This is a genomic window from Dyadobacter sp. CY312 (assembly GCF_021390535.1).
Taxonomy (GTDB): domain Bacteria; phylum Bacteroidota; class Bacteroidia; order Cytophagales; family Spirosomataceae; genus Dyadobacter.
In genome coordinates, this window is the sequence record NZ_JAJUXG010000005.1 from 312246 (window position 1) to 333178 (window position 20933).

Annotated in this window: 15 protein-coding genes; all 15 read right to left on the reverse strand. The window is 40.4% G+C overall.

Annotated elements, in window-relative coordinates:
* Positions 1 to 13: 13 nt before the first annotated feature.
* Entirely contained in the window at positions 14 to 1090 is a 1077-nt protein-coding gene (locus tag LZG71_RS08920; protein WP_233819178.1) for a hypothetical protein, read from the reverse strand.
* A gap of 172 nt (positions 1091 to 1262) precedes the next feature.
* Entirely contained in the window at positions 1263 to 2630 is a 1368-nt protein-coding gene (locus LZG71_RS08925) for a sugar transferase (protein ID WP_233819180.1), read from the reverse strand.
* 383 nt (positions 2631 to 3013) lie between these two features.
* Positions 3014 to 3775, reverse strand: a complete 762-nt coding sequence (locus LZG71_RS08930; protein WP_233819182.1) for a WecB/TagA/CpsF family glycosyltransferase — start codon at positions 3773 to 3775, stop codon at positions 3014 to 3016.
* A gap of 29 nt (positions 3776 to 3804) precedes the next feature.
* The gene (locus LZG71_RS08935; RefSeq protein ID WP_233819184.1) at positions 3805 to 5544 is read right to left on the reverse strand and encodes a right-handed parallel beta-helix repeat-containing protein; all 1740 of its coding nucleotides are present in this window, start codon (positions 5542 to 5544) and stop codon (positions 3805 to 3807) included.
* Positions 5545 to 5687: 143 nt separating this feature from the next.
* Complete coding sequence (locus LZG71_RS08940; protein WP_233819187.1) at positions 5688 to 6839, reverse strand: glycosyltransferase; 1152 nt, start codon at positions 6837 to 6839, stop codon at positions 5688 to 5690.
* Positions 6840 to 6965: 126 nt separating this feature from the next.
* Positions 6966 to 8192, reverse strand: a complete 1227-nt coding sequence (locus LZG71_RS08945; protein WP_233819189.1) for an O-antigen ligase — start codon at positions 8190 to 8192, stop codon at positions 6966 to 6968.
* Entirely contained in the window at positions 8189 to 9109 is a 921-nt protein-coding gene (locus tag LZG71_RS08950) for a beta-1,6-N-acetylglucosaminyltransferase (RefSeq protein ID WP_233819191.1), read from the reverse strand. Before LZG71_RS08950 ends, LZG71_RS08945 begins: the two co-directional genes overlap by 4 nt.
* Positions 9110 to 9173: 64 nt before the next feature.
* Entirely contained in the window at positions 9174 to 10136 is a 963-nt protein-coding gene (locus tag LZG71_RS08955; protein WP_233819193.1) for a glycosyltransferase family 2 protein, read from the reverse strand.
* Between the two features lie 30 nt (positions 10137 to 10166).
* A complete protein-coding gene (gene murB, locus LZG71_RS08960) occupies positions 10167 to 11024 on the reverse strand; it encodes a UDP-N-acetylmuramate dehydrogenase (protein WP_233819195.1) in 858 nt (285 codons plus the stop codon).
* A 15-nt stretch (positions 11025 to 11039) separates the two neighbouring features.
* A complete protein-coding gene (locus LZG71_RS08965; RefSeq protein WP_233819197.1) occupies positions 11040 to 12332 on the reverse strand; it encodes a polysaccharide biosynthesis C-terminal domain-containing protein in 1293 nt (430 codons plus the stop codon).
* A 17-nt stretch (positions 12333 to 12349) separates the two neighbouring features.
* Complete coding sequence (locus tag LZG71_RS08970) at positions 12350 to 13645, reverse strand: UDP-N-acetylglucosamine 1-carboxyvinyltransferase (RefSeq protein ID WP_233819199.1); 1296 nt, start codon at positions 13643 to 13645, stop codon at positions 12350 to 12352.
* A gap of 44 nt (positions 13646 to 13689) precedes the next feature.
* Positions 13690 to 14835, reverse strand: coding sequence for a GDP-mannose 4,6-dehydratase (gene gmd, locus LZG71_RS08975; RefSeq protein WP_233819201.1), 1146 nt, complete (start codon positions 14833 to 14835; stop codon positions 13690 to 13692).
* A 562-nt stretch (positions 14836 to 15397) separates the two neighbouring features.
* Complete coding sequence (locus LZG71_RS08980) at positions 15398 to 16399, reverse strand: mannose-1-phosphate guanylyltransferase (RefSeq protein ID WP_233819203.1); 1002 nt, start codon at positions 16397 to 16399, stop codon at positions 15398 to 15400.
* Between the two features lie 392 nt (positions 16400 to 16791).
* Complete coding sequence (locus tag LZG71_RS08985) at positions 16792 to 18117, reverse strand: UDP-glucose/GDP-mannose dehydrogenase family protein (protein WP_233819205.1); 1326 nt, start codon at positions 18115 to 18117, stop codon at positions 16792 to 16794.
* Positions 18118 to 18530: 413 nt separating this feature from the next.
* Positions 18531 to 20915, reverse strand: coding sequence for a polysaccharide biosynthesis tyrosine autokinase (locus LZG71_RS08990; protein ID WP_233819207.1), 2385 nt, complete (start codon positions 20913 to 20915; stop codon positions 18531 to 18533).
* Between the last annotated feature and the right edge of the window lie 18 nt (positions 20916 to 20933).

The following is a 20933-nucleotide window of genomic DNA, read 5'->3' on the forward strand; positions in this document are numbered from 1 at the left end:
TGATTGTTATTTCTTAGTTACCACCACCCTGATTGTGGCAGCTTGCTATTAACTCAGCTTTCACAGCGGTAGCCGCAGCAAGTTTGGTAGAATATTCTGCCTGTACTTTTGCAAGGTCCGTATCTCTGGCCGCAGCTGCACTTGCAGTTTTAGCAGTACTCAAGGCAGTACATGCTGCTTTGTCTGCTGCTTCCAGGTTGTTGATACCAATGTAAGCACCGGCAGCCTGTACATTGATAAGGGATACAAATACATCATACAGACCGGCAGCAGTCAAAATTGCTCTGGCTGTTTCCAGATTAGCTAAAGCCTGTGCAACCTGAGTATCAATTGCCGTACGTTGTGCTGTGTAATTAACTGCCGCCTGGCAAGCCGTTACTTCTGCCGCATAAGGAGCAATGGTTGTGGAGTAAGTTGTCTGTACTTTCAGATTTTCCGCATCTCTTGCGGCATCCAGTTTCGTTTTTACAGTTTGGAAAGCATTCTCAGCAGAAGCTATACATGCATCGTCAACGAGCACTGCTTCAATAGCTTCGCCACTTTCTAATACATCAGTAGTTGCGGTAGTCGTTGTTCCGCCAACCGCAGCCACACGGCCGTTAACCACTTGTCCACCCACAGTTGGGTAAGTGAACTTAGGCAACAATGCCGCAATAGCAGGATTTGTCAAAGCCTTGTCTACCGCCGCCTGTGCAGCAGGAGATAATGCTCCACCCGCCTTTACAGATGCAAGCGTTTCAGGGGAAATCGCACTAAGTATAGCAAGGTCTGCCGCCGGAATAGCAGCTGATACTGCTGCACCTGTTGCTGTAATACTTGCTGGTATTACACCTGTTGTTGCCATGTCATTCAAAGCATTGCTAAGCGCCGCAGCTTCGGGAGATGCTGTCACACCTGCTGGTGTAGTGGCCACAGGGGCAGGTGGTGTAGCCGTGATTGGCGTAATCTCAATGTCGTTGATCTTGTCAACCAACTCCTTTGGTGGTTCCGTTGGGAAAGGCTCGTCTTTCTTCTTACAGTTGTACATCACCAGCATCAGCGCGAGTGCGCATAGCAACGTTGTGATCGATTTTGTTTTGGTAGTCTTCATTTTAAGCATGTTTAGTAAAAAATTGTGATTTATATATGGTAGGGTGTTTTTTTAGTAAGGAGTTAAGGAGGTATGGAGTTAAGAAGTTCAATGCAGCATAACCGTCTTACCGTCTGGTTTGTGTTTTACTGTTAACTTTTTACTTCTCACCCCGGCACTCCTCCTCACAGAATCATCTTCCTCTCCCAAGCACCATCACCTGTACGGTCTGGAAAATGAGGGCAACGTCGGTCAGGATGCTGTACTTTCTGAGGTATTGTAAGTCGTAGCGAAGTCTTTCCACGTTTTCTGCCAGTGTCGATGCGTAACCGACCTTGATCTGTCCGATTGACGTGATGCCAGGTTTTACGGTAAGTAGTTTTCTGAATTCGTGAGGTGCTTCGGCCATCAGCATATCCACGTCATATTTATAGAGTGGGCGAGGACCTACAATCGACATGTCGCCGATCAATACATTGTAAAACTGAGGCAATTCATCCAGTCGTGAACGGCGTAAGATCCGTCCTATTGGCGTGATGCGAGGATCGTGGTCACCCTGTGAATGCTGCATACCGAATTTTTCCGAGTCAGCGTACATTGTACGGAACTTGATCACCTTGAATATTTTTCCCCACCGCCCGGAGCGTTCCTGTAAAAAGAAGATCGGGCCTTTGGAAGACAACCTCACGACAAGCATTAAAAGCAGAAACAAAGGTGCTCCAAATAGCATTACCACTACGGAGAAGGTTAGATCAAACACACGTTTCACGGTCGCTTCCTCCACATTGGAAAAAGGTTTGGTATTTACCTGAATTACAGGATACATGTCGTGGTATTCAATGGAAGCCAGGTTAGTCATAAATCCGCGAAAATCCGGCACCAGCCGCACCTGTGTTTTCTGGCGTTGTGCCACGTGAATCACGCTCTTTACCAGGCTATCGTCCATGTCCGACAGGCAGCAATAAATGTAATCAGGCTGCGAATCTTCCAGGAAATGTTCCAGTCTGTCAAGCTCATTGGCATGTCCACGCACTTCAAATACACCGCATTTTTTGAAACCAAGTTCCTTGCGGTCATTGTAAAAGCCGTCGATCATGCCAGCCAATTCCCCCTTTCCTACAACCGCATACGTTTTTGAATTGTATCCGGCCTGGCGGTATATCTGTATGCTGTACAACATAAACACTCTTGCAACCACAGCAGTGATGGCAAAGAAAGTATACGAATAGGCAAACTGCTGACGTGAGTAGCTTTCGCCCTGTTGGGTGAAATACAAAAAGGCAAGCATCATTCCACCATGGATCACGGCAGTTTTCAGCACACTCAGGGTCTGTCGGTTAATACTGTAAGAGAAACGATCGAAACGGTAAGTTTTAAAGAGATTGGTGCAGAGTACCCAGAGAAGATTACTAACCAGAAGCAGGTTGACATACCGGTTATCCGGCATATCCGAAATTGCGTCAAAACGTACAAGGTACGCAATAAGGAAGGATGCATTCAGCAGGACTACGTCTGTCCATAGATGCACCTTCGGCAGGACTCCCGAAAGGCGGTTCTTCATAAAATTTTAAGATAACGTTGAGTAAATTAGTTCTTGAGCAGGTAGACGTTGAGTAAAGTTATTTCTTTATAGTACAGCTATTTAAGGTGAATAATATTACAGTCGCATTTACATCTCACGATTGAGATCATAATGTTTTTAGTTAATATGGTAGAATAATTTCTACAACAAGTTTACGAAAAATATTGTAATAAAACCATAGCGACAAAATGAATAAATTTTCAATTTGCTGAAAATCAATTATTTAAAATTATTAAAATTTGAAAATTTATGATAATTCATCAAAAAATTAAATAATAAATTTATTTGTAGAATATCTAATCACTGTTGAAGTTATAGTTTTTATAATTTTAGTGTAATTCGTTGATATGCAGCATGATCGGCTAAGATTGGTTTTGCCTCAGCAGTTTAATTTTAAAATACTCACCGGCGAACAAAAGAAGGAAAAGTGAATTCGTATAAAAGTATCTTTTCCACAACCTTCCTGGTTCTTGGTAGAGGCGGAAGAGCCATTCGAGGCTGTATTTTTGCATCCAAACCGGAGCCCGCTCCTGCAAGCCAATCATCACCGGTAATGCGCCTCCGATTCCGATCATGCAAGCGTTGATTCGGCCTTTCATGCTTGCCATCCACTTTTCTTGTTTGGGGCAGCCCAAAGCGACAAACACCAGGTTTGTTCCGGTTGCATTGATTCTTTCTATGATTTCGGATTCTTCTTCATTTGTCAGCGGACGAAAGGGTGGACTATGAAATCCCGTAGCTATTAAATTAGGAAACGCTGATTTGACATATTTTGCACTTGCTTCCTGCATGGCATTAGTTCCTCCATAAAAGTAAACCCTTAGTGCATCTTTTTCTGACACTTTCAATAGATCTGGAAGCAAATCCATGCCTGCAACACGATCTTGGTCATTTCCATACAGCAACTTTATAGCCTTAGCTAAGGGCATACCGTCAGGAGTGCAAATATCAGCGTCGTTAACTATTTTACTGAAATCCGCGTCTTTTTGCGCTTCCATTAGCATATGAACATTTGCAACGCAGACGTACGACGAAGTTCGCTTTTTTGCTAGGTCAATAATCCGTTTTACGAAAATTTCGTAGTCTCCAGAACTTATACCTATAGATATTAAAAACTGTTTCATAATTAACTGAACGTGACAACCTGAAAAGGCTATCTAATTGGTGAGCCAAGTTTTAACTTGAGCAGAGTATCGTTAAAAGAAGATTTTTCAAAATGATTTGGACCAAATTTTATTCGAGTTGTGTCTGTTTTATTAAATCTTATATCTTTATTTTGGATATTCAGAACAATATTGCTGTCTACTCGAAAATCAGAAGAACCTTCATCAAAGAAAAAACCATTGTTAGTTGATCCAACGGCATTTGGCGAGCGAAAAATATCCCTTATATGGTTTCCGCGAAAGACCGATCCAGTTTGCTTCCCCAGCGTGTAAATGCCCCCCCCGTCCGCCAGTATTTTCATGACAGAGTATATTGTATTATATTCAATTAAATTATTTATTGTGTATGTGTCTGCGAAGGAGTATGACCAACCAACACTTATTCCCGTGTACGGAAGATCGAAGACAGTATTGTGCTTAATTAAACTGTTGTTGGCTTGCATAATACCAATTCCGACGGATGCTGGAAAAATTTGTCCACATTTTGAAATTTGACAGCGCAAAATTTTATTGCCGGAAGGTGACATTTTATCTGGTATGCTCTTTCTCTTGCCACCTGAAACATTAAAACCGATTATTATACCTCCTCCGCCTATATTTGATATTTGAGAGTCAGAAATAATGTTATCGTTAGAGTATTTGCCAATACGTATGGCATAATTACCTAAATTGGAAAAATTGCAGTTTGTGAAAGTACAATTTTTTGCCCATTCAAAAAGTATTGCCTCACCACAGTCAAGTGCTGCCTGAGCAGAAGAAAATCCCTGGGAGAAATCCAAATATGGAAATTTGATAGAGTTGAAGGCTTTTACATCCTCTTTTAGATTACTTTTTCCCCATGCCGCCGAAGTATAACTAAAGTTTAGGTTTGAAAAACTGATATTTTGTACATGCCTTTTTTTTTGTTCATTGCCTTTCAGTAGGATAAGCGTGTCTAGATTAGGTATAGTAAATTCATAATCATTTGGGTTTTGCCCAGGATATGCGTGGTAATATATCTCACCAGATGCAGATGCGAGCACCCACTCGCCTGCGTGCTTTAAAAAATCGAGTGAATTCTCTACACGGAAGCGAAGTCTAGGGGCAAAAAATCCCACTGGATACGTTGCAGGATTATTGAAAGTGATAATACTATTTTTCTTGTCGATATCTCTTATGGTGTGCCAAGAAGCTTCCCAACTATTATAAACAATCACTTCAGCAGAAGAAATATCATATAAGCTATTTAGTGCTTTGCTTACATACTTGAAGCCACAAAATGCATCTAGTGAATCTTTGCGTAATTTTTCAATGGCTTTGAAGTCATATTTTTTAAAAGATTTAGCATACTGTGGCAAAGGTCCAGTAGAAAATAAGGTGTCGGATGATGCCCTAGTTAGTGGCTGATTATCTACATATAATGTGCGAAAATAGTCTTTTCCAGGATTGTAACCTTTAAGCTTTAATTTCCATATGTTAGATCGCTGCTTTATCCACTGTTCTTTGATTTTTCTTCCTCCACTTATTGTAACTTTTTCTCCCGGATATGAGGTTATTTCAACTTCGGTTGAAGGCAGAGAGGTATCTTCATCAGTAAATATCAGAGTTTCAGATAGCTCATATACGCCTCCTCGTAAGATAACAGTTATTTTGGAGCCTGCATTTACCCGGATTGCCTTCTGAACTTGTTTAAAGCTAGTAAAAGGAAATTTTTTTGAGCCGTCAGGCCGGCTAACCACCATTTTAGACATGTAGATTTGGAGACTATCCTTCGCAGCTAAAGTATTGCAAAACAGACTGATTGAAATAAGTATGCTGTAATTGAATATCATCTATTTGATTGAATATTTTTGTGCCCTAAGTTATTTTAACTACTACAATAACTATAGTATTATTAATCTAGAACTCGATTGTAAATCCTTTTTAAAATTTCATTATTTATTTTAGCCGTGTATTTTTCTTCAAATGTCTGTTTTGCATTTTCTCTAAATGTATATTTGACATCTTCACTTAAAGAAGACCAGTAATTTATACTTTTCTGTAAGTCACCTGAATCACCAGGTTTGAAAAGTAGGCCATTGTGATTATCTCTAATCATTGTCTGCATAGCTCCCAGGTTAGAAGCGATTACTGGAGTTCCTAGTGAAAAAGCTTCGAGGATGGTCATTGGCATACCTTCATACCAGGTAGACGGAAACACTAAGGCTGTGCATTTTTGCATAGCAGCCAAGACTTCTACTTTATCCAAATTACCAAGATATTCAAAGTTCTTATAATTGGCACAAGTTTCTTCTACCAAGTTCAAAAGGGGGCCGCTACCAGCTATTTTAAGACAGTTCCCTGAATCCTTAAATGCATTTATCAAACAGGCTATTCCCTTTTCTTCCATAAGTCTACCAACAAATAAAAATGTATTGTTTCTAGGGTGTGCCGAGTAAGAAGGTTTTTCAATAAAGTTAGGTTTGACGGATATGCTATCTACATTTATGTTTAAAACTGAATTTAAAAAAAGTTCTTTGGCAAAGTCAGTTAAGACTATATACTGATCAACCTTGATCCAAGTTCCGATCTGTCTATGAAACCAAACGATTAGTGATAACCAAAACGTTTGAAAATAGGAATTTCGATAAACACGATTTCGGACGGCTTTCCATGGAAAAGGTTCTGTGAGGCTGCTTAGGAATAAACTTCCTTTGTGTTGTAGGATTCCCGAGGGGCACAAGAGGCGAAAGTTGTGTAGTGTTAAAACAACAGGAATATCGAATTTCTTAGCTACTAATATTGCAATAGGACCTATAGCAAAATGTAAATTGTGAATGTGGATGATGTCCGGTTTAAACGCAACTATTTTTCGTCTAAGAATATTAGCATTAGAGATATTCCAAATCGATATAAGAAATTGGATAGCTCCACGCCATCCAGTTCTATTTTGAAAAGTAATACTTTGAACTTCATGTGATTTTGACAATAAGTCAATTTCTTGCCTGAAAACGCTATCTTCCCCTCCTTTTATTTGGTAAAATGTATGTACTAGAAGAATTCTCACGTGTATATGTTCTTTATGTTTCTCAGGTTGGTAATCAATCTTATCGTTTGTTTTTATGCGATCTATGTATGAGCCAGATATGACAATCTTTATACTAACTATTGCGATCAGTAATTAGAAGAACATTTATATATGGGGAATAGATAAATTTCTTTCGCTAGTGACATCCATCCGTTTATCGCTAATTATAGCGTAATTTTTTTTTGCAAAATAGGCACTATTGTACAGGACGCCACACCAAAAAAAGAAGAACCATGTTTGTTGCTGAAATATAATACTTACCGTTGATAAACTAGATATATAAAAAAGCAATAAAAATGATAAAAAAGTCATTAAAAATGTTTCTGCATGAGCACTGCTAGTTTTAGGACGAGTAAGCCTCACAAACCTCTTCATGAAAAGATAGCCTAATAACAAGAATAGAGTAAGGCCAGTATATCCTGTGGAAACAAGCAAGTATAAAAATCCGTTATGTGCATTATAAACTTCTTCAGACGAGCCATATAGAAGATTGATTTTTACATCGGCATTCAAACCTAGTCCAAATATCCTGTCGTATATGTCAGATCTGTAAAATTGATTTAGCAATATATCCCATATTTGGTTTCTTCCTTGCATGTTGCTATCACTGTAAAAGTTGTCAAAGTCAATCGTTAAAAATCCTTTCGGTACGAATAAAACTATAATTGTTAATATTGCCACGAAGGAGAATGAAAGAATAGGGGCTCCTATAAAAAAAGTTCTCAAAGGATTAGTTACAACCTGCCTACGAATAAGGTACAAAGCTACAATTAGAAACGAAGACAATAGGTGCATTCTCGCATTTGAAATAAATACCAAATAGATTGTGAGAGCTACTATAACTATCTTTATTATGTCACGCTTTGGTTTAAAGAAATACAATATATATATTAGGCAGATCACCATCGACAGAGCCAAATCGGTCTTAAAAAAATATAAACCCGAAAATGTATTAGTAGCTCCCCAGTGTTTATATCCTATACCAAGCAAAGCCATGATAAAGTGGAGGCTAACTATAATGATACTAAGTTTTGCAATATTTTTAGAGTCTTTGTAAAGAGAGTTATTGTGAACTCCAAGGAGGAAAAGTGTTAATGAGAAAAAAACTTTGCCCCAAATAACAATAGATGAACTAGAAAAGTCTTTTAACAGCGCAGTTGTTAGCAAGATTATAAATACAACTATAGTTGAATATATAGGTATTTCCTTTTTTTTAAACTTATACTTTAAAATTTTCTGTATTGCCAGAATAAAAGCAACAATACTTATTGTAATCGTAAATATTTTGTAACTCCATAGGAGATCCACAATAATCCTGAAGAAAAGTATCATATATGTTTAGAACAATCTGAATTGTGAATGGTTGTATCCAATTTGTCAATTAAACTTATACTTTTAGAACTACTCACTTTTCTTACAAATAGTTTTTCGGAAAGCAAAATCTTGTCAAAATCTTTTGTTGTGAACCATTTTAATAACGATGGATCTGTAAAATGCAAATTTGTTAAATAGTATTCATTTTCTCCACGATTCTCTTGTATAGCTATCTCGCCAGAACATTGAGATGCGAATGGAGAGTTTCCTATAATAGTGTGAAAAAAATGCTCATCTGGGGAAAAACTGTATTTGAATTTCTCATAATACATGGGATTACTAGCAAGATAGTCCAGAATATACCTGCAACATTCTGGAGTTAAAGCCCACCACTGAGAACCAAAATAAGGTACTAAATGAATATTCCATTTATTTTTTAATTGTAACATATTCATAAGCCTCCTCAATATTTTATCTAAATAAATTATAGGAAGTGAGCTACCTTTATAAAACGGCTCCTTGAACCATTTATTCTTAACAAATGAAATATATTTTTCGCAATTCCTCATGTCAACAAATTTCATAAACTGTTTGTCTTTTGAAGAATTTAGAAAACTGCTGATATCATTTGCAGTTTTAATTGGATAGCAGTAGCCTGATATCAAAGTTAGATGACAATATGAATTGTTACTTGCGAGAGCAATTTTAATCAATTCCAATGTCGCATCTATCATAGATCTATCAGCCCAATAAATACTTTTCCTCTCTAAACAGAAGGTTACATTGGAATATTGGGACAATTCGGAGAAGTATTCTAAACTACTTTTACCATCAATATGTATGTAAAAATCGCAATTATAGTTTAAAGAATTTATTAATCGATTCAAATGATCTGGATCGGTGTGCGCTAAAATCAAATATGCAATTTTGCTCATTGTTAAAAAAAATCTACTTGACAGGGACTAATTATTACCAACAAACAAGCGGTGATATTAATTGTCATTTATCGAAATACTTTTTTAGTTTGTAAATACTAGATAAGCATGCTTTGAAAGTACTAATTTTGTACAATTCTGATACAATTTTGAAGTAAGTTTTGCGGTAGGAATCTGAGTGTTCGACGAATGGCACCTCATTGAGATTATGGCCTTTAAGTATCATTGAATGAAAATGCTTAAAAATCGCTTTTTTTATTGCGGAGTCAATTTGGACAATTTTTGTCACCCCATTTCTTTTCACGTTTTCTTCAATTTTTAGTCTTTCTTCAGCTTTAAGGTCATTAAGGTCCTTTGCTAATTTTGCAAAAAATGCTTGTTGAACAAATCTTTCTGGTTTGACAGATGCACCATCCAAATATGCCATTCTTTGGTATAAAATTTTGGGGATCACACGTATGTTGCCCAGCTTGGATAATTTAAGCCATAAATCATAATCCTGTGAGTAAATAAAGGTTGAGGAATAACCCCCACATTTATGGTAATCTGATTTTCTAATCATAGTTCCACCGTGGGTCAGTATATTTTCCTTTATCAAGTCTTGGTGTGTTGTGATCTCTTTTCTCTTAGCAATAAACCACTTACCGGTGACTGGATCTATATCTTTCGTTTCACAACTTACTGCAACTAGCGATCTGTCGGAGTCGAGAATATCGACTTCTTCAGAGATTAAGGTAGGCATTGCGATGTCTCCTGATCCATGTACCAAGATATATTCAGCTTCCTTACAATAGTTATCTATAATATGAATCATGCCGTTGACAAATCCCATGTTAGATTCAAATCTAATAGCATGAAACTTGTTAGATGTGTATTTTTTTAATTGCTCATAAGTATTGTCTTTTGAACAATCATCGAAAGCGACTATCTTGTAATCGTCAAAAGTTTGGCTAAGAAGACTTTTCATTGAATCATCTACGCACCAATCTCTATTGTAATATCCTGTTATAACTATAACTTTGGCCATGTTACATGTATTTAATTAGTATTTAGTCATTTAGATAATGCGTTGTTCAATATCTAGTTCAACACCAAAAGAGGTTCTTATTCTCTCCTTAACATATACTATTATTGCGATTATATCATGACCACATGCATTATTGCAATTAACTATGAATCCACTGTGCTTCTCCGAAATCTTCGCCCCTCCAACCGTATATCCTTTCAGCCCAAGTTCGTCAATCATTGGCCCTACAAACCTTCCAGGAGGTCTCTTAAAGACACTTCCAGCGTTAGGGAATTCTCTCGGTTGTTTGGCCCATCTTGCAGCTTTGATTGTGTCCATTTTCTCTCGAATAACCGACGGATTGTTCTTTTTAAGACTAAGTAACGTACGGCAGACGATCATTTCAGGATTTTTTTGAAAAAAGCTGTTTCTATACTCAAATCCAATTTCTTCTTTTGTTATCTCTTCAATCCTTCCGGAACCTGGATTATAGTACCATACTTTATCAAGAACAGTCTGAATATCTTCACCGCCTGCGCCAGCGTTCATGACAACTGCTCCGCCCAACGAACTAGGAATATCAAAGAAAATTTCCAGACCGCTTAACTCACAGGAAAGAGCAAATTCGCTTAATTCTTTCATGTCGCAGCCTGCTTCACAAAGAATTGACTCTTCACCGACTAGTTCCATTTTGTTATAATTACCGGAAAAAATTACAAACTCGGTATCATAGTAGTCCTTTGAAAGCAGAACGTTGTAACCTCCGCCTAATAGGATTTTTTTTTGAGCTACGTTTGAGAATAACCTATGAATATCGTCATCTGTATCCGGAAAGTATGCCGTCTTACAAACCGCCTTTATTTTATATGAATTATAGTCGGTTAAATCGAAATTTTGAAATGTCTTCATTTTGGATGAATATAATTAGCGTCTCAATTTATTTATATACTTATCCAAAAAATTAAAATCGTTAAGTGAAATTTTCACGATGCTTTTTATGGGTATTTGAACATATCTTGAATACATGATTAGAAATATAATCGCGCTGACAGTATAACTGATGGTAGAGGCCATCGCTGCTCCCTTGGCGCCATATTGTTCGTCCCAAAGCCAGTTCAAAAACACGTTGAGTAACAAGGCTGGCAAGGCAGCAATTACAGCCATCCATGGTTTGCCCTTTCCGGCTAGATCCATGTTAAGAACCTTAAAAATTGTCATTAGCAGGATTCCAGGCAATAGTATTTTTTGAACTTCTGAACTTGCTTTGAATGGCGATCCATACATCGTGACCATCAAAAACTCGGAAATAAAGTAAAACACAACGGACATACAGAAAATTACCACAAAGCATATTCGTAATAACTGACATACTTTTTCGGAAAATAACTTTGGGTCAGTTGAAGTCACACTACGGGCAAAAATTATTGTGCTTAGCAGAGTAGGAACTTCCCATAGATATTCCACAATTGAGACTCCCTTCGAGTAAATACCAACTTCATACTCCGAAGATAACCTTTGAAGAAGCATTATGTTAGCCTTATAGTTTAAGCTGATAATTAATAAGGAAACTGCATAAATAATACCTAAGCTTAACATTTCCTTTAGAATCTGAAAATTCCAGCTCCATTGTATTTTAACTATGTTTTTTACTTTTCCCCAGACAAAATATGTCAGAAACATATAACCGGCTCCAATTCCAATAATAGCTCCCTTAACTCCCCAGGGTAGTAAGACTATGAGAATTAAAAAGGCAATCAACTTAACTACATTTGGAACCCAGTTTACCGTGTTGAAGTCCTTAATCATATTCTTACCCAAAAATACACCGGAGGAATATGTGTTAAATAGAGAAAAAGGTATCGGTAACAAAGCCAGAAAAATCAATGCGCTGTCATAGTTCCCCTTTACGGCATACTTGAGCAATAGAAAGCACGAGGCGATGCAGAAAAGACTTGTAAAGAGCCATACATTAAGCACAGACGAAAAGATAGCATCATCGGAATATTTTTTTTGTCCAATAAAGTAAGCCGCTGATTGGCGTATACCCAAAGATCCGATCACCATGAAAAGATCCGGGTATACAGTGAGAGTCGCAACTATTCCATTTCCCGAAGGACCTAGATATCTAGCTGTGATTACACTTGTTATCAAGCCGCAACCAATTACCGTTACCCTGCTCTTTAAAACAGCAATCAGGTCATTTGTAAATGAACTCAATGTGAGGTTCTTTTAATTTAAATCGATACGGCTTCAGTAATTTCGATATTTATACCTAAATTTTTCAATTTACCTTCGAGGTTATTGTATCCTCTGAGTGCCATCTCAACATTGTAAACTTCAGAATCACCTTCTGCAAGCAGACCAGCCATTACCAAAGCCATACTTCCTCTCAGATCAGTTGACTGAGCAGTTGCATTTTGTATTTTCTTTTTACCATAGGTAGTGATTGAGCCATATTCCCACTTCAAGCCACCCTCATAAAACTTGCTTAATTCTTCGCAATATTTCAAGCGCTCCGGATAACGATAATCGTAAATCTTACTTTTCCCATCCGCATGAAGTCCTAACAGCACGTAAAAGGGTTGCATATCAGAAATGATTCCTGGGTGTGTCCCACACGCAAGTTCGAAAGGTTGAATGCTGCCATTGGTGAGACATTCCTGAGACACAATGACGTTACTTTGGTTACGATAAATATCAATTCCTGCTTCTGCCAGATGTATGAGGGGTATCTCCATGGTAGAGAATGGTACATCTTCAATAGTGATTCTGCCTTTGGATAAAATGCCGTAGACAATCCATGTCAATGCTTCTATACGATCCGGCATTACCCGGAATATAGAACCCCGGAGGTATCTGCTTCCGACAACACGAACGAAACTATTTCCGACTACATCAATTTTGGCACCGAGAGTTCTTAAAAAGGCAATTTGATTTTCTATTTCCGGGGAGATGTATGCATTACGAATAATGGTTTCACCATCAATCGTGGATGCACATATCAATGCATTTTCAGTTCCCCCAATTGTGGAGATAGGAAAATTAATTTCGCCAGAGCTGAATCCATGGGGAGCTGATATCTCAATGTAGTCAGGCTTCTCTGTTACCTTGGCACCTAATTTTTCCCAAACCATGATATGAAGATCGTAGCCACGACTTCCAATTTTACAACCTCCTGGGTATGGAATGCGTGCTATTCCAGATCGTTTGATTAGCCCGGCTACGAGAAGATAAGTGGTTCTTATAGGATAATCGTAGCTATCCAATAGAATATCTGAGTAGTTTGTGGGGTCAATTTCAAGGTATTGTTCTTTCTCGTTGATTGTGACTTTTCCGCCACTCTTATTGATGAAATCAATTTTATACCTGGCATCAACCAGTTCCGTAGGAAAATTTTCCAGCTTTACTTTTTCATCCGCAATTAAGGATGCTGCCAACAAACGGGTAGCTGCATTCTTTGCGCCACTCACGCGAACATGGCCCTGAGGTATTTGTCCGCCCTGTATTAGAGCAATTAGGTCTTTTTTCATAAGTCGTTGAGTTAAATGTTAATTATTGACTATAATGCTAGACATCATTCAAAATAATTCAAAACCCCAAAGCCTTCTTTCAACAACAATTGGTCCTTCTGGAACAACCGAAGATCGGAGGTTGCCATATCTTCAATCAAAGTATCCAAGGTGTGTTTTGGTTTCCAGCCCAGTTTTTCGTTGGACTTGGTTGGGTCGCCAATCAATAATTCCACTTCTGTGGGGCGGTAGTATCTTGGGTCAATTTTAAGAACTGTTGTACCTGGTTTCAGATGTTCTCCTCCTTGTATACCCAGTTCAGCAAGGCGTGCTACATCTACATAAGCAATTGTTCCCACTTCGTTTTCTTCTGTTCCGTCAAAGGTTACTTCCACACCGAGGAATGCAAACGTTTTGCGAATAAACTCTCGAACGCGTGTAGTTACGCCGGTTGCAATTACAAAGTCCTCAGAAGTTTCCTGCTGTAAAATGAGGTACATAGCTTCTACGTAATCTTTGGCATGACCCCAGTCACGTTGTGCATCTATGTTACCCATATATAGGCAATCCTGTAATCCCAAGACGATTTTGGCTGCTGCGCGGGTGATCTTTCTGGTTACAAAAGTTTCGCCGCGCAGGGGAGACTCGTGATTGAAAAGGATACCGTTGGACGCAAACATGCCATAGGCTTCACGGTAGTTCACAGTGATCCAGTAAGCATACATTTTAGCTACTGCATAAGGGGAACGGGGGTAAAAGGGAGTCGATTCGGATTGTGGAACGGCCTGTACCAATCCGTAAAGCTCGGAGGTGGATGCCTGGTATATTTTGGTTTTTTTAGTCAAACCCAACAAACGAACTGCCTCAAGGATGCGGAGTGTACCGATACCATCTGCATTGGCTGTGTACTCCGGCATTTCAAAACTTACCTGTACATGGCTCATAGCAGCCAGGTTGTAAATTTCGTCAGGTTGTACTTCCTGAATGATCCTGGTCAGGTTCATCGAGTCAGTCAGGTCGCCATAATGCAGGACCAGTTTGGCGTTGTCTACGTGTGGATCCTGATACAGGTGATCAATGCGATCCGTGTTAAACAGGGAACTACGACGTTTGATACCATGTACCGTATATCCTTTTTCAAGTAATAGTTCGGTGAGGTAGGCACCATCCTGGCCGGTAACACCGGTAATTAGAGCGACTTTGTTTGACATTTTTCTGATTGTTTATATATTTTACCACAGAGTTCACAGCGTTTAAGGCGCTGAGTTCCGCGGGGTTTGTTTCTTTTATTTTTTTTCTCTGTGCAACTCTGTATTAAACTCCTTTAACTCTGTGTTTAATACACCTGCATCAGGTGTTGCTTGTAATGCTACTTGTAAACTGTCTTCGACCGCAGTGGCGGACCACCGCAGCGGCGGACCGCAAGCTCAGACTGACATTGTTCTTTTTCATGTCGTTGTCACATTGAGCTCCGTCGAAATGTCGTTTGCAGTATTGCTTGTAAACTGTCTTCGACGGCAGTGGCGGACCATCGCAGTGGCGGTCCCGTCCGCTCAGGGTGACATTGTCCTTGTACCTTTGCGAGCTTTGTTAATCTTACATTGCTTTGCGTGAACCTTTCTTTGTAGTATGCTTGTAAACTGTCTTCGACGGCAGTGGCGGACCATCGCAGCGGCGGACCGTTCCGCTCAGACTGACACTCGTTTTTTTAATTTTTTCTCTGTGCAACTCTGCGTTAAACTCCTCTAACTCCGTGGTTAACTCCCTCGGCACTCAATTCACCAATTCCGGCTTTTCTTTTTCCAGTCTTTCGTATATTTTCTTCACATCCTGGCTGTTGTTTTTGGACAGAACAAGGATGGCGTCTTCGGTTTCTACGAGTACAAGGTTGTCTACACCCAGAAACTCCACATGTTTTTTGGAACCTACCACGCAGTTGTTGTTCTGAAAATGGTGGTCTTCACCTTGTCCTTCCCAATGCTCCCAAATGGATTCAAAAGACCCCAGATCCGACCAGCCGAAACGTGTCTGCACGACTTTGATCTTTTCGGAACGTTCCATCACGGCGTAATCAATGCTTTTAGATGGAATTTGGGCGGTTTCTGTTTCCGGTAAAAAGCTGTCAGTTCTACATTCGTAGCAGGTTTGAGATTTTGCGAGGATCTCCGGCTCAAATGCACGAAGCTCTTCGAGAAAAGTACCCGCCTGAAAGCAGAACATACCGCTGTTCCAAAGGAAGTTTCCCGAATGCAGGAAACTTTCAGCTGTTACAGCATCCGGCTTCTCCCGAAAGGAGATCACTTCATTTCCGTTGTATTCGATGTAGCCATAACCGGTTTCTGGTTTTGTAGGCGTAATACCAAAAGTGACCAGGTAGCCTTCCTTGGCCAGATCGATGGCTTCCTGCAAAGCTTCCGCGTAGGCAACTTCGTCCGTAATGATGTGGTCGGACGGGGTCACAAGTAACACATCGTCCGGCTGAGCTGCCAACGCTGCAAAGGCAATGGCGGCTGCCGTGTTGCGAGGAGCTGCTTCGATGATCTCGGTGAATGTTCTCACACCTGCACGGTGCATATCTGCCTGGGAAAGCAGGTAATTGTCTTTGTTGCCTACAACTAGTGTGCTGTCTACCAAACTTTTGCTGCGTTCCGCGGTGAGCTGAAAAAGCGATTTATCCCCAAACATCGGAATGTACTGCTTCGGCATCGATTTCCTGGAAACAGGCCACAAACGGCTGCCAACTCCCCCGGATAGTATGACGTGAATGATCTTCATAAGCTGTCAGCAATTGGCTTTTGGCCGTTGGCTTTTTATATATAACGTTGAGTAAAATTTCAGTATTAAGGTTAATGTTTCACGCAAAGGGCGCAAAGGTTAAGCGCAATGGCGCAAAGTTTTTTTGTTGACGCTGTACTTGGAAACTGTCTTCGACTCCGCTCAGACTGACATTGTTCTTCTGCGAGCTTTGCTAATCTTACATTGCTTTGCGTGAAACTTTTTATTTCTCTTCGTCGCATCGAAACTCGGACAGACATTGTTCTTCTGCGAGCTTTGCTATCTTACATTGCTTTGCGTGAAACTTTTTATTTCTCTTCGTCGCATCGAAACTCAGACTGACATTGTTCTTGTAGCTTTGCTAACCTTACATTGCTTTGTCTGAACCTTTTCTAAGCCAATTGACTCACTCCATTAACCACTTCTCTTCCAATACTGTAATACGTAAACCCATGTTCGCGCATGGTGTCTAGTTCGTATAGGTTTCTGCCGTCGAAGATTACTTTTTCTTTCAGCAGTTTGCTCATTTTTTCAAAGTCGGGCGTGCGGAACTGTGGCCATTCTGTAAAGATCATGAGTGCATCTGCATCGTCCAGAGCGGCATAGGCTGTGTGACAATAGGTGATGCCCGGAATGAGTTTCTTTACATTGTCCATCGCTTCCGGATCATAAACGGTCACATTGGCACCTGCGTCCAGCAACGCCTTGATATTTTCCAGGGCCGGGGCTTCGCGGATGTCATCAGTATATGGTTTGAAAGCCAGTCCCCATACGGCGATGGTTTTGCCTTTCAGATCTCCTTCAAAATAGTCGCTTACTACGGGCAAAAGTTTTTTCTTCTGATCGTCGTTCACTGCCATCACGGAGCGAAGTGTACGGAAATCATATCCGTAGTCTGCAGAGGTTTTGGCTAGCGCCTGCACATCTTTTGGAAAACAACTTCCGCCATATCCGATCCCTGCAAAAAGGAAACGTTTGCCAATGCGGCTGTCGGTTCCGATGCCACGGCGAATGTCGTCCACATTGGCACCAACCTTTTCGCAAAGATTGGCGATCTCATTCATAAATGTGATTTTGAGTGCAAGGAATGAGTTGGCGGCATATTTGGTCATTTCAGCAGAACGTTCATCCATGAAAATAACCGGATTACCCTGGCGTACCAGTGGCGCGTAGAGCTTTTCCATTACCTTTTTAGCTCGGTCGGAGGTGGTTCCAACAACTACGCGATCAGGTTTCATAAAGTCTTCCACAGCAACTCCTTCGCGAAGGAATTCAGGATTGGAAACGACGTCAAAATCAACCGTTGCATTGGCTGCAATGGCAGCATGTACTTTTTCGGCAGTACCTACCGGTACCGTACTCTTGTCGATGATCACCGCATAATTTTGCAGAATCGGTCCCAGGTCGTTGGCAACACCCAGTATATATTTTAAGTCAGCAGATCCGTCTTCACCAGGAGGGGTAGGGAGAGCCAGGAAAATAACCTCGGCATCCTGAATACCTTCTACCAGATTGGTGGTAAACTTGAGGCGGTCTTCGGCGATGTTTCGGTCGAACAGTACATCCAGTCCAGGTTCGTAAATGGGTATTTCACCTTTTTGCAGGCGGGCTACCTTATTGGCGTCGATATCGACACAGGTTACCTGGTTGCCGGTTTCTGCAAAACAGGTGCCCGTAACAAGACCAACATAGCCGGTTCCAATAACAGCAATTTTCATAGGTTAATTATTTGTGGTGTTTGTTTGCTTAGGTTACACAGAGAACCACCGAGTCATAAGGGAGTTTTACAGAGAAATCAAACTCTGTGAAACTCTTTATTGCTCTGTGAATCTCCGTGTAATTAAACTGGACGCACCGTAGTTTAGGGTGCGTTTAGAGAAAGGCTGGTTGAATTTCATAGTCATAACGTTGAGTAAAGGGTAAATCGGGATGTTAAATAAGAATAAACAAAGATGGTTATTAGCTAGTCGATTGATTATCTGTATAAAACACTTTCGAAAATAATATTATTTTTAGTTTATTCCAAAAATTATTCTACAAAATTTGAAATGTCCTATTAAAGCCTTTTTAAGTATATCAATGAAATATTTCTACATATCAGAACTCATAACCTTGCACTAACCCCTTCTTCTCAGCCTTTGCTAACGAGCTTTTTTAACTTATGTCCAAACTCCATTCCTTTTGGTTTTTTGTCGTCCGTGTAATATCCATAACCGTAGCCGCCATATCCATATCCATATCCATACCCTGCGCCATAGTTTACACCATTGAAAATAACGGTGAGATTGGCAAAACGTTTGGTGCGGCGCAACTCACCAATGCGGTTGAGGTGATCCAAAATGGTGTAGTTGTATCTTACGACATAAAGTGTGGCGTCCACGTGTTCGGCGATCAGGGCCGCATCGGTCACCAGACCATAAGGAGGAGAGTCGATCAGAATGTAATCGTATCTTTCTTTAAGTTCAGCAAGCAGCTGCGTCAGCCGGCCATTGCCCAACAATTCCGAAGGATTAGGAGGCAGCGGACCGCTTACCATCACATCAAATTTTGGATGCACACCCGTACTATGAATCAGATCATCCAGGTTGGTTTGCCCCACCATGTAATTGGAGACACCTTTTTTATTTGATAGTTCCAGACGTTCATGCAGGGAAGGTTTGCGTAAATCCATACCCAGCAAAATTACTCTCTTGTCAGAAAAGGCCAGACTCGCTGCCAGGTTGATACTGATAAAACTTTTACCTTCTCCACCGATGCTTGACGTAAACATGATGGTGCGGCAGGTACCATCGCCCAGGTATTGCAAGTTGGTTCGTAGAGCCCGGAATTGCTCCGCAACGGCACTACGGCTGGTCATTTTAATAATGGATTCAGAAGCAGGTTCACCTTTGACGGTTTTCATCAGTCCGATTTCGCCCAATACTGACGAACTGGTTCGTTTCTCAATTTCTTCCCGCGACTGAACTGTATTGTTCAGCATAAAGATCAGGTTGATCAGTAAAATCGGAATGATGATACCAGCAGCTCCTGATCCCAACCAGATCAGGGATTTTTTTGGTTTGATTGGATTAAAAGTCGTGATCGGAGCATCAATTAACCGGCTGTCCGTCACGGTTGATGCATAAGCAAGTGCAGTTTCCTCTCTTTTTTGCAAAAGATAGAGGTACAATTCTTCCTTGATGGACTGTTGACGTTTGATGCCTACATACTCACGTTCTTTTTTTGGAATGCTGCGCAAACCGGTGGAGAAGCGGGTATTGATGCTTTCCAGGTTCTTTTTGGTGACAGCCATCCCACGTTTGAGGTTCTGAACGTTTTCCTTAATCGCTTGACGGGTACCATTCAGTTGGGTGTTGATGGTTTCCAGTAAAGGGTTTTTATCCGTAGTGGTGCGGGCATAACGTTCCCGCTGCAATTCAAGCTCATTGAATTTCGTGAGTAATGATACCAATACGGGATCGTCGATCATGTAAGTCGCCGGAGCCACGGCCCCAGCGTCGGCGTTCTGTACGAAATTATCAACGCTTTCGAGAATGCTTATTTTGGTATTTACCTCGTTCAGCTTGCTGTCATTTTCTTTGATGTTTTCAAGAAACAGCTGTGATTCAGCACTGATATCTGTGATTCCCTGATTGGTTTTGTAGGATTCCACATCCTTTTCAACATCTCCTAATTCGCCTGTTATTAGCCCCAGACGGTTCTCAATAAATTTGAGTGTGTTGCTTGCTTCACCGTTTTTATCATCAAGAGATGATTGTACATATACATCAAGCAGTTTGTTCAATACATCCTTGGACCGCTGCACGTTCTCATCTTCATAGGTGAGCTCGAGTACGGTACTTTTAACGTTAGGTTGCTGAACGGTGAGTTTCTCTAACATGGATTCCGCAAGGCTTTTGGGGTCAGCGAAGTCTATTTCGATATCCTCAAATTCCGATTTCGCTCCTTTCTCCACGACGAAAGCACCCCACTGATTGTTGAACCGCTGTCCAAAAGTGAACAATTGATCTTCTTTGCCAAAGCGAAAATGAGCACTGTCGACGATGTGAATGAGCATAGGCTCCTTAAGGCCATATTCTGTAATTACCTCAGGCTTCACAGTTAGCGGGGACACGCTGTAAAGATTGATAGTCCTGAGTCCCTCTTTGGAGGAATAGGATACATCCAGGCTCAGGTCCTTAATTATCTGTTCCATCAGCGTTTGAGATTTGATGATTTCAAGCTCATTTTCTACCAATTTATTGCCTCCGAACTGGGTGCTGAGCTCTGATAAAATATCTCCCTGCGCTCCTCCAAGTCCCTTTTTCTCATCCTTAATGAGGATGGTTGTTCTTGTGCTATATATGGGTTGTGTGATCTTTAAATAAAAGAACGCAGCCGTGATGGTTATTGCAAGGAAAATGGGGAACAAGTACCAATATCGGAAATAGCGGCGTATGTAGGAATTGAGGTCAAATTCCTGTTCGTCTTCCTCGAAGAACTCCTGATTCATATCGGTGTTTCTGTTATGGGCCATAGTCAAGATTTTTTGGAG

Coding starts and splice junctions, on each gene's coding strand:
- LZG71_RS08920 (WP_233819178.1), bottom strand. CDS start 1,090: ATGAAGACTACCAAAACAAAATCGATCACAACGTTGCTATGCGCACTC.
- LZG71_RS08925 (WP_233819180.1), bottom strand. CDS start 2,630: ATGAAGAACCGCCTTTCGGGAGTCCTGCCGAAGGTGCATCTATGGACA.
- LZG71_RS08930 (WP_233819182.1), bottom strand. CDS start 3,775: ATGAAACAGTTTTTAATATCTATAGGTATAAGTTCTGGAGACTACGAA.
- LZG71_RS08935 (WP_233819184.1), bottom strand. CDS start 5,544: ATGTCTAAAATGGTGGTTAGCCGGCCTGACGGCTCAAAAAAATTTCCT.
- LZG71_RS08945 (WP_233819189.1), bottom strand. CDS start 8,192: ATGATACTTTTCTTCAGGATTATTGTGGATCTCCTATGGAGTTACAAA.
- LZG71_RS08950 (WP_233819191.1), bottom strand. CDS start 9,109: ATGAGCAAAATTGCATATTTGATTTTAGCGCACACCGATCCAGATCAT.
- LZG71_RS08955 (WP_233819193.1), bottom strand. CDS start 10,136: ATGGCCAAAGTTATAGTTATAACAGGATATTACAATAGAGATTGGTGC.
- murB (WP_233819195.1), bottom strand. CDS start 11,024: ATGAAGACATTTCAAAATTTCGATTTAACCGACTATAATTCATATAAA.
- LZG71_RS08970 (WP_233819199.1), bottom strand. CDS start 13,645: ATGAAAAAAGACCTAATTGCTCTAATACAGGGCGGACAAATACCTCAG.
- gmd (WP_233819201.1), bottom strand. CDS start 14,835: ATGTCAAACAAAGTCGCTCTAATTACCGGTGTTACCGGCCAGGATGGT.
- LZG71_RS08980 (WP_233819203.1), bottom strand. CDS start 16,399: ATGAAGATCATTCACGTCATACTATCCGGGGGAGTTGGCAGCCGTTTG.
- LZG71_RS08985 (WP_233819205.1), bottom strand. CDS start 18,117: ATGAAAATTGCTGTTATTGGAACCGGCTATGTTGGTCTTGTTACGGGC.
- LZG71_RS08990 (WP_233819207.1), bottom strand. CDS start 20,915: ATGGCCCATAACAGAAACACCGATATGAATCAGGAGTTCTTCGAGGAA.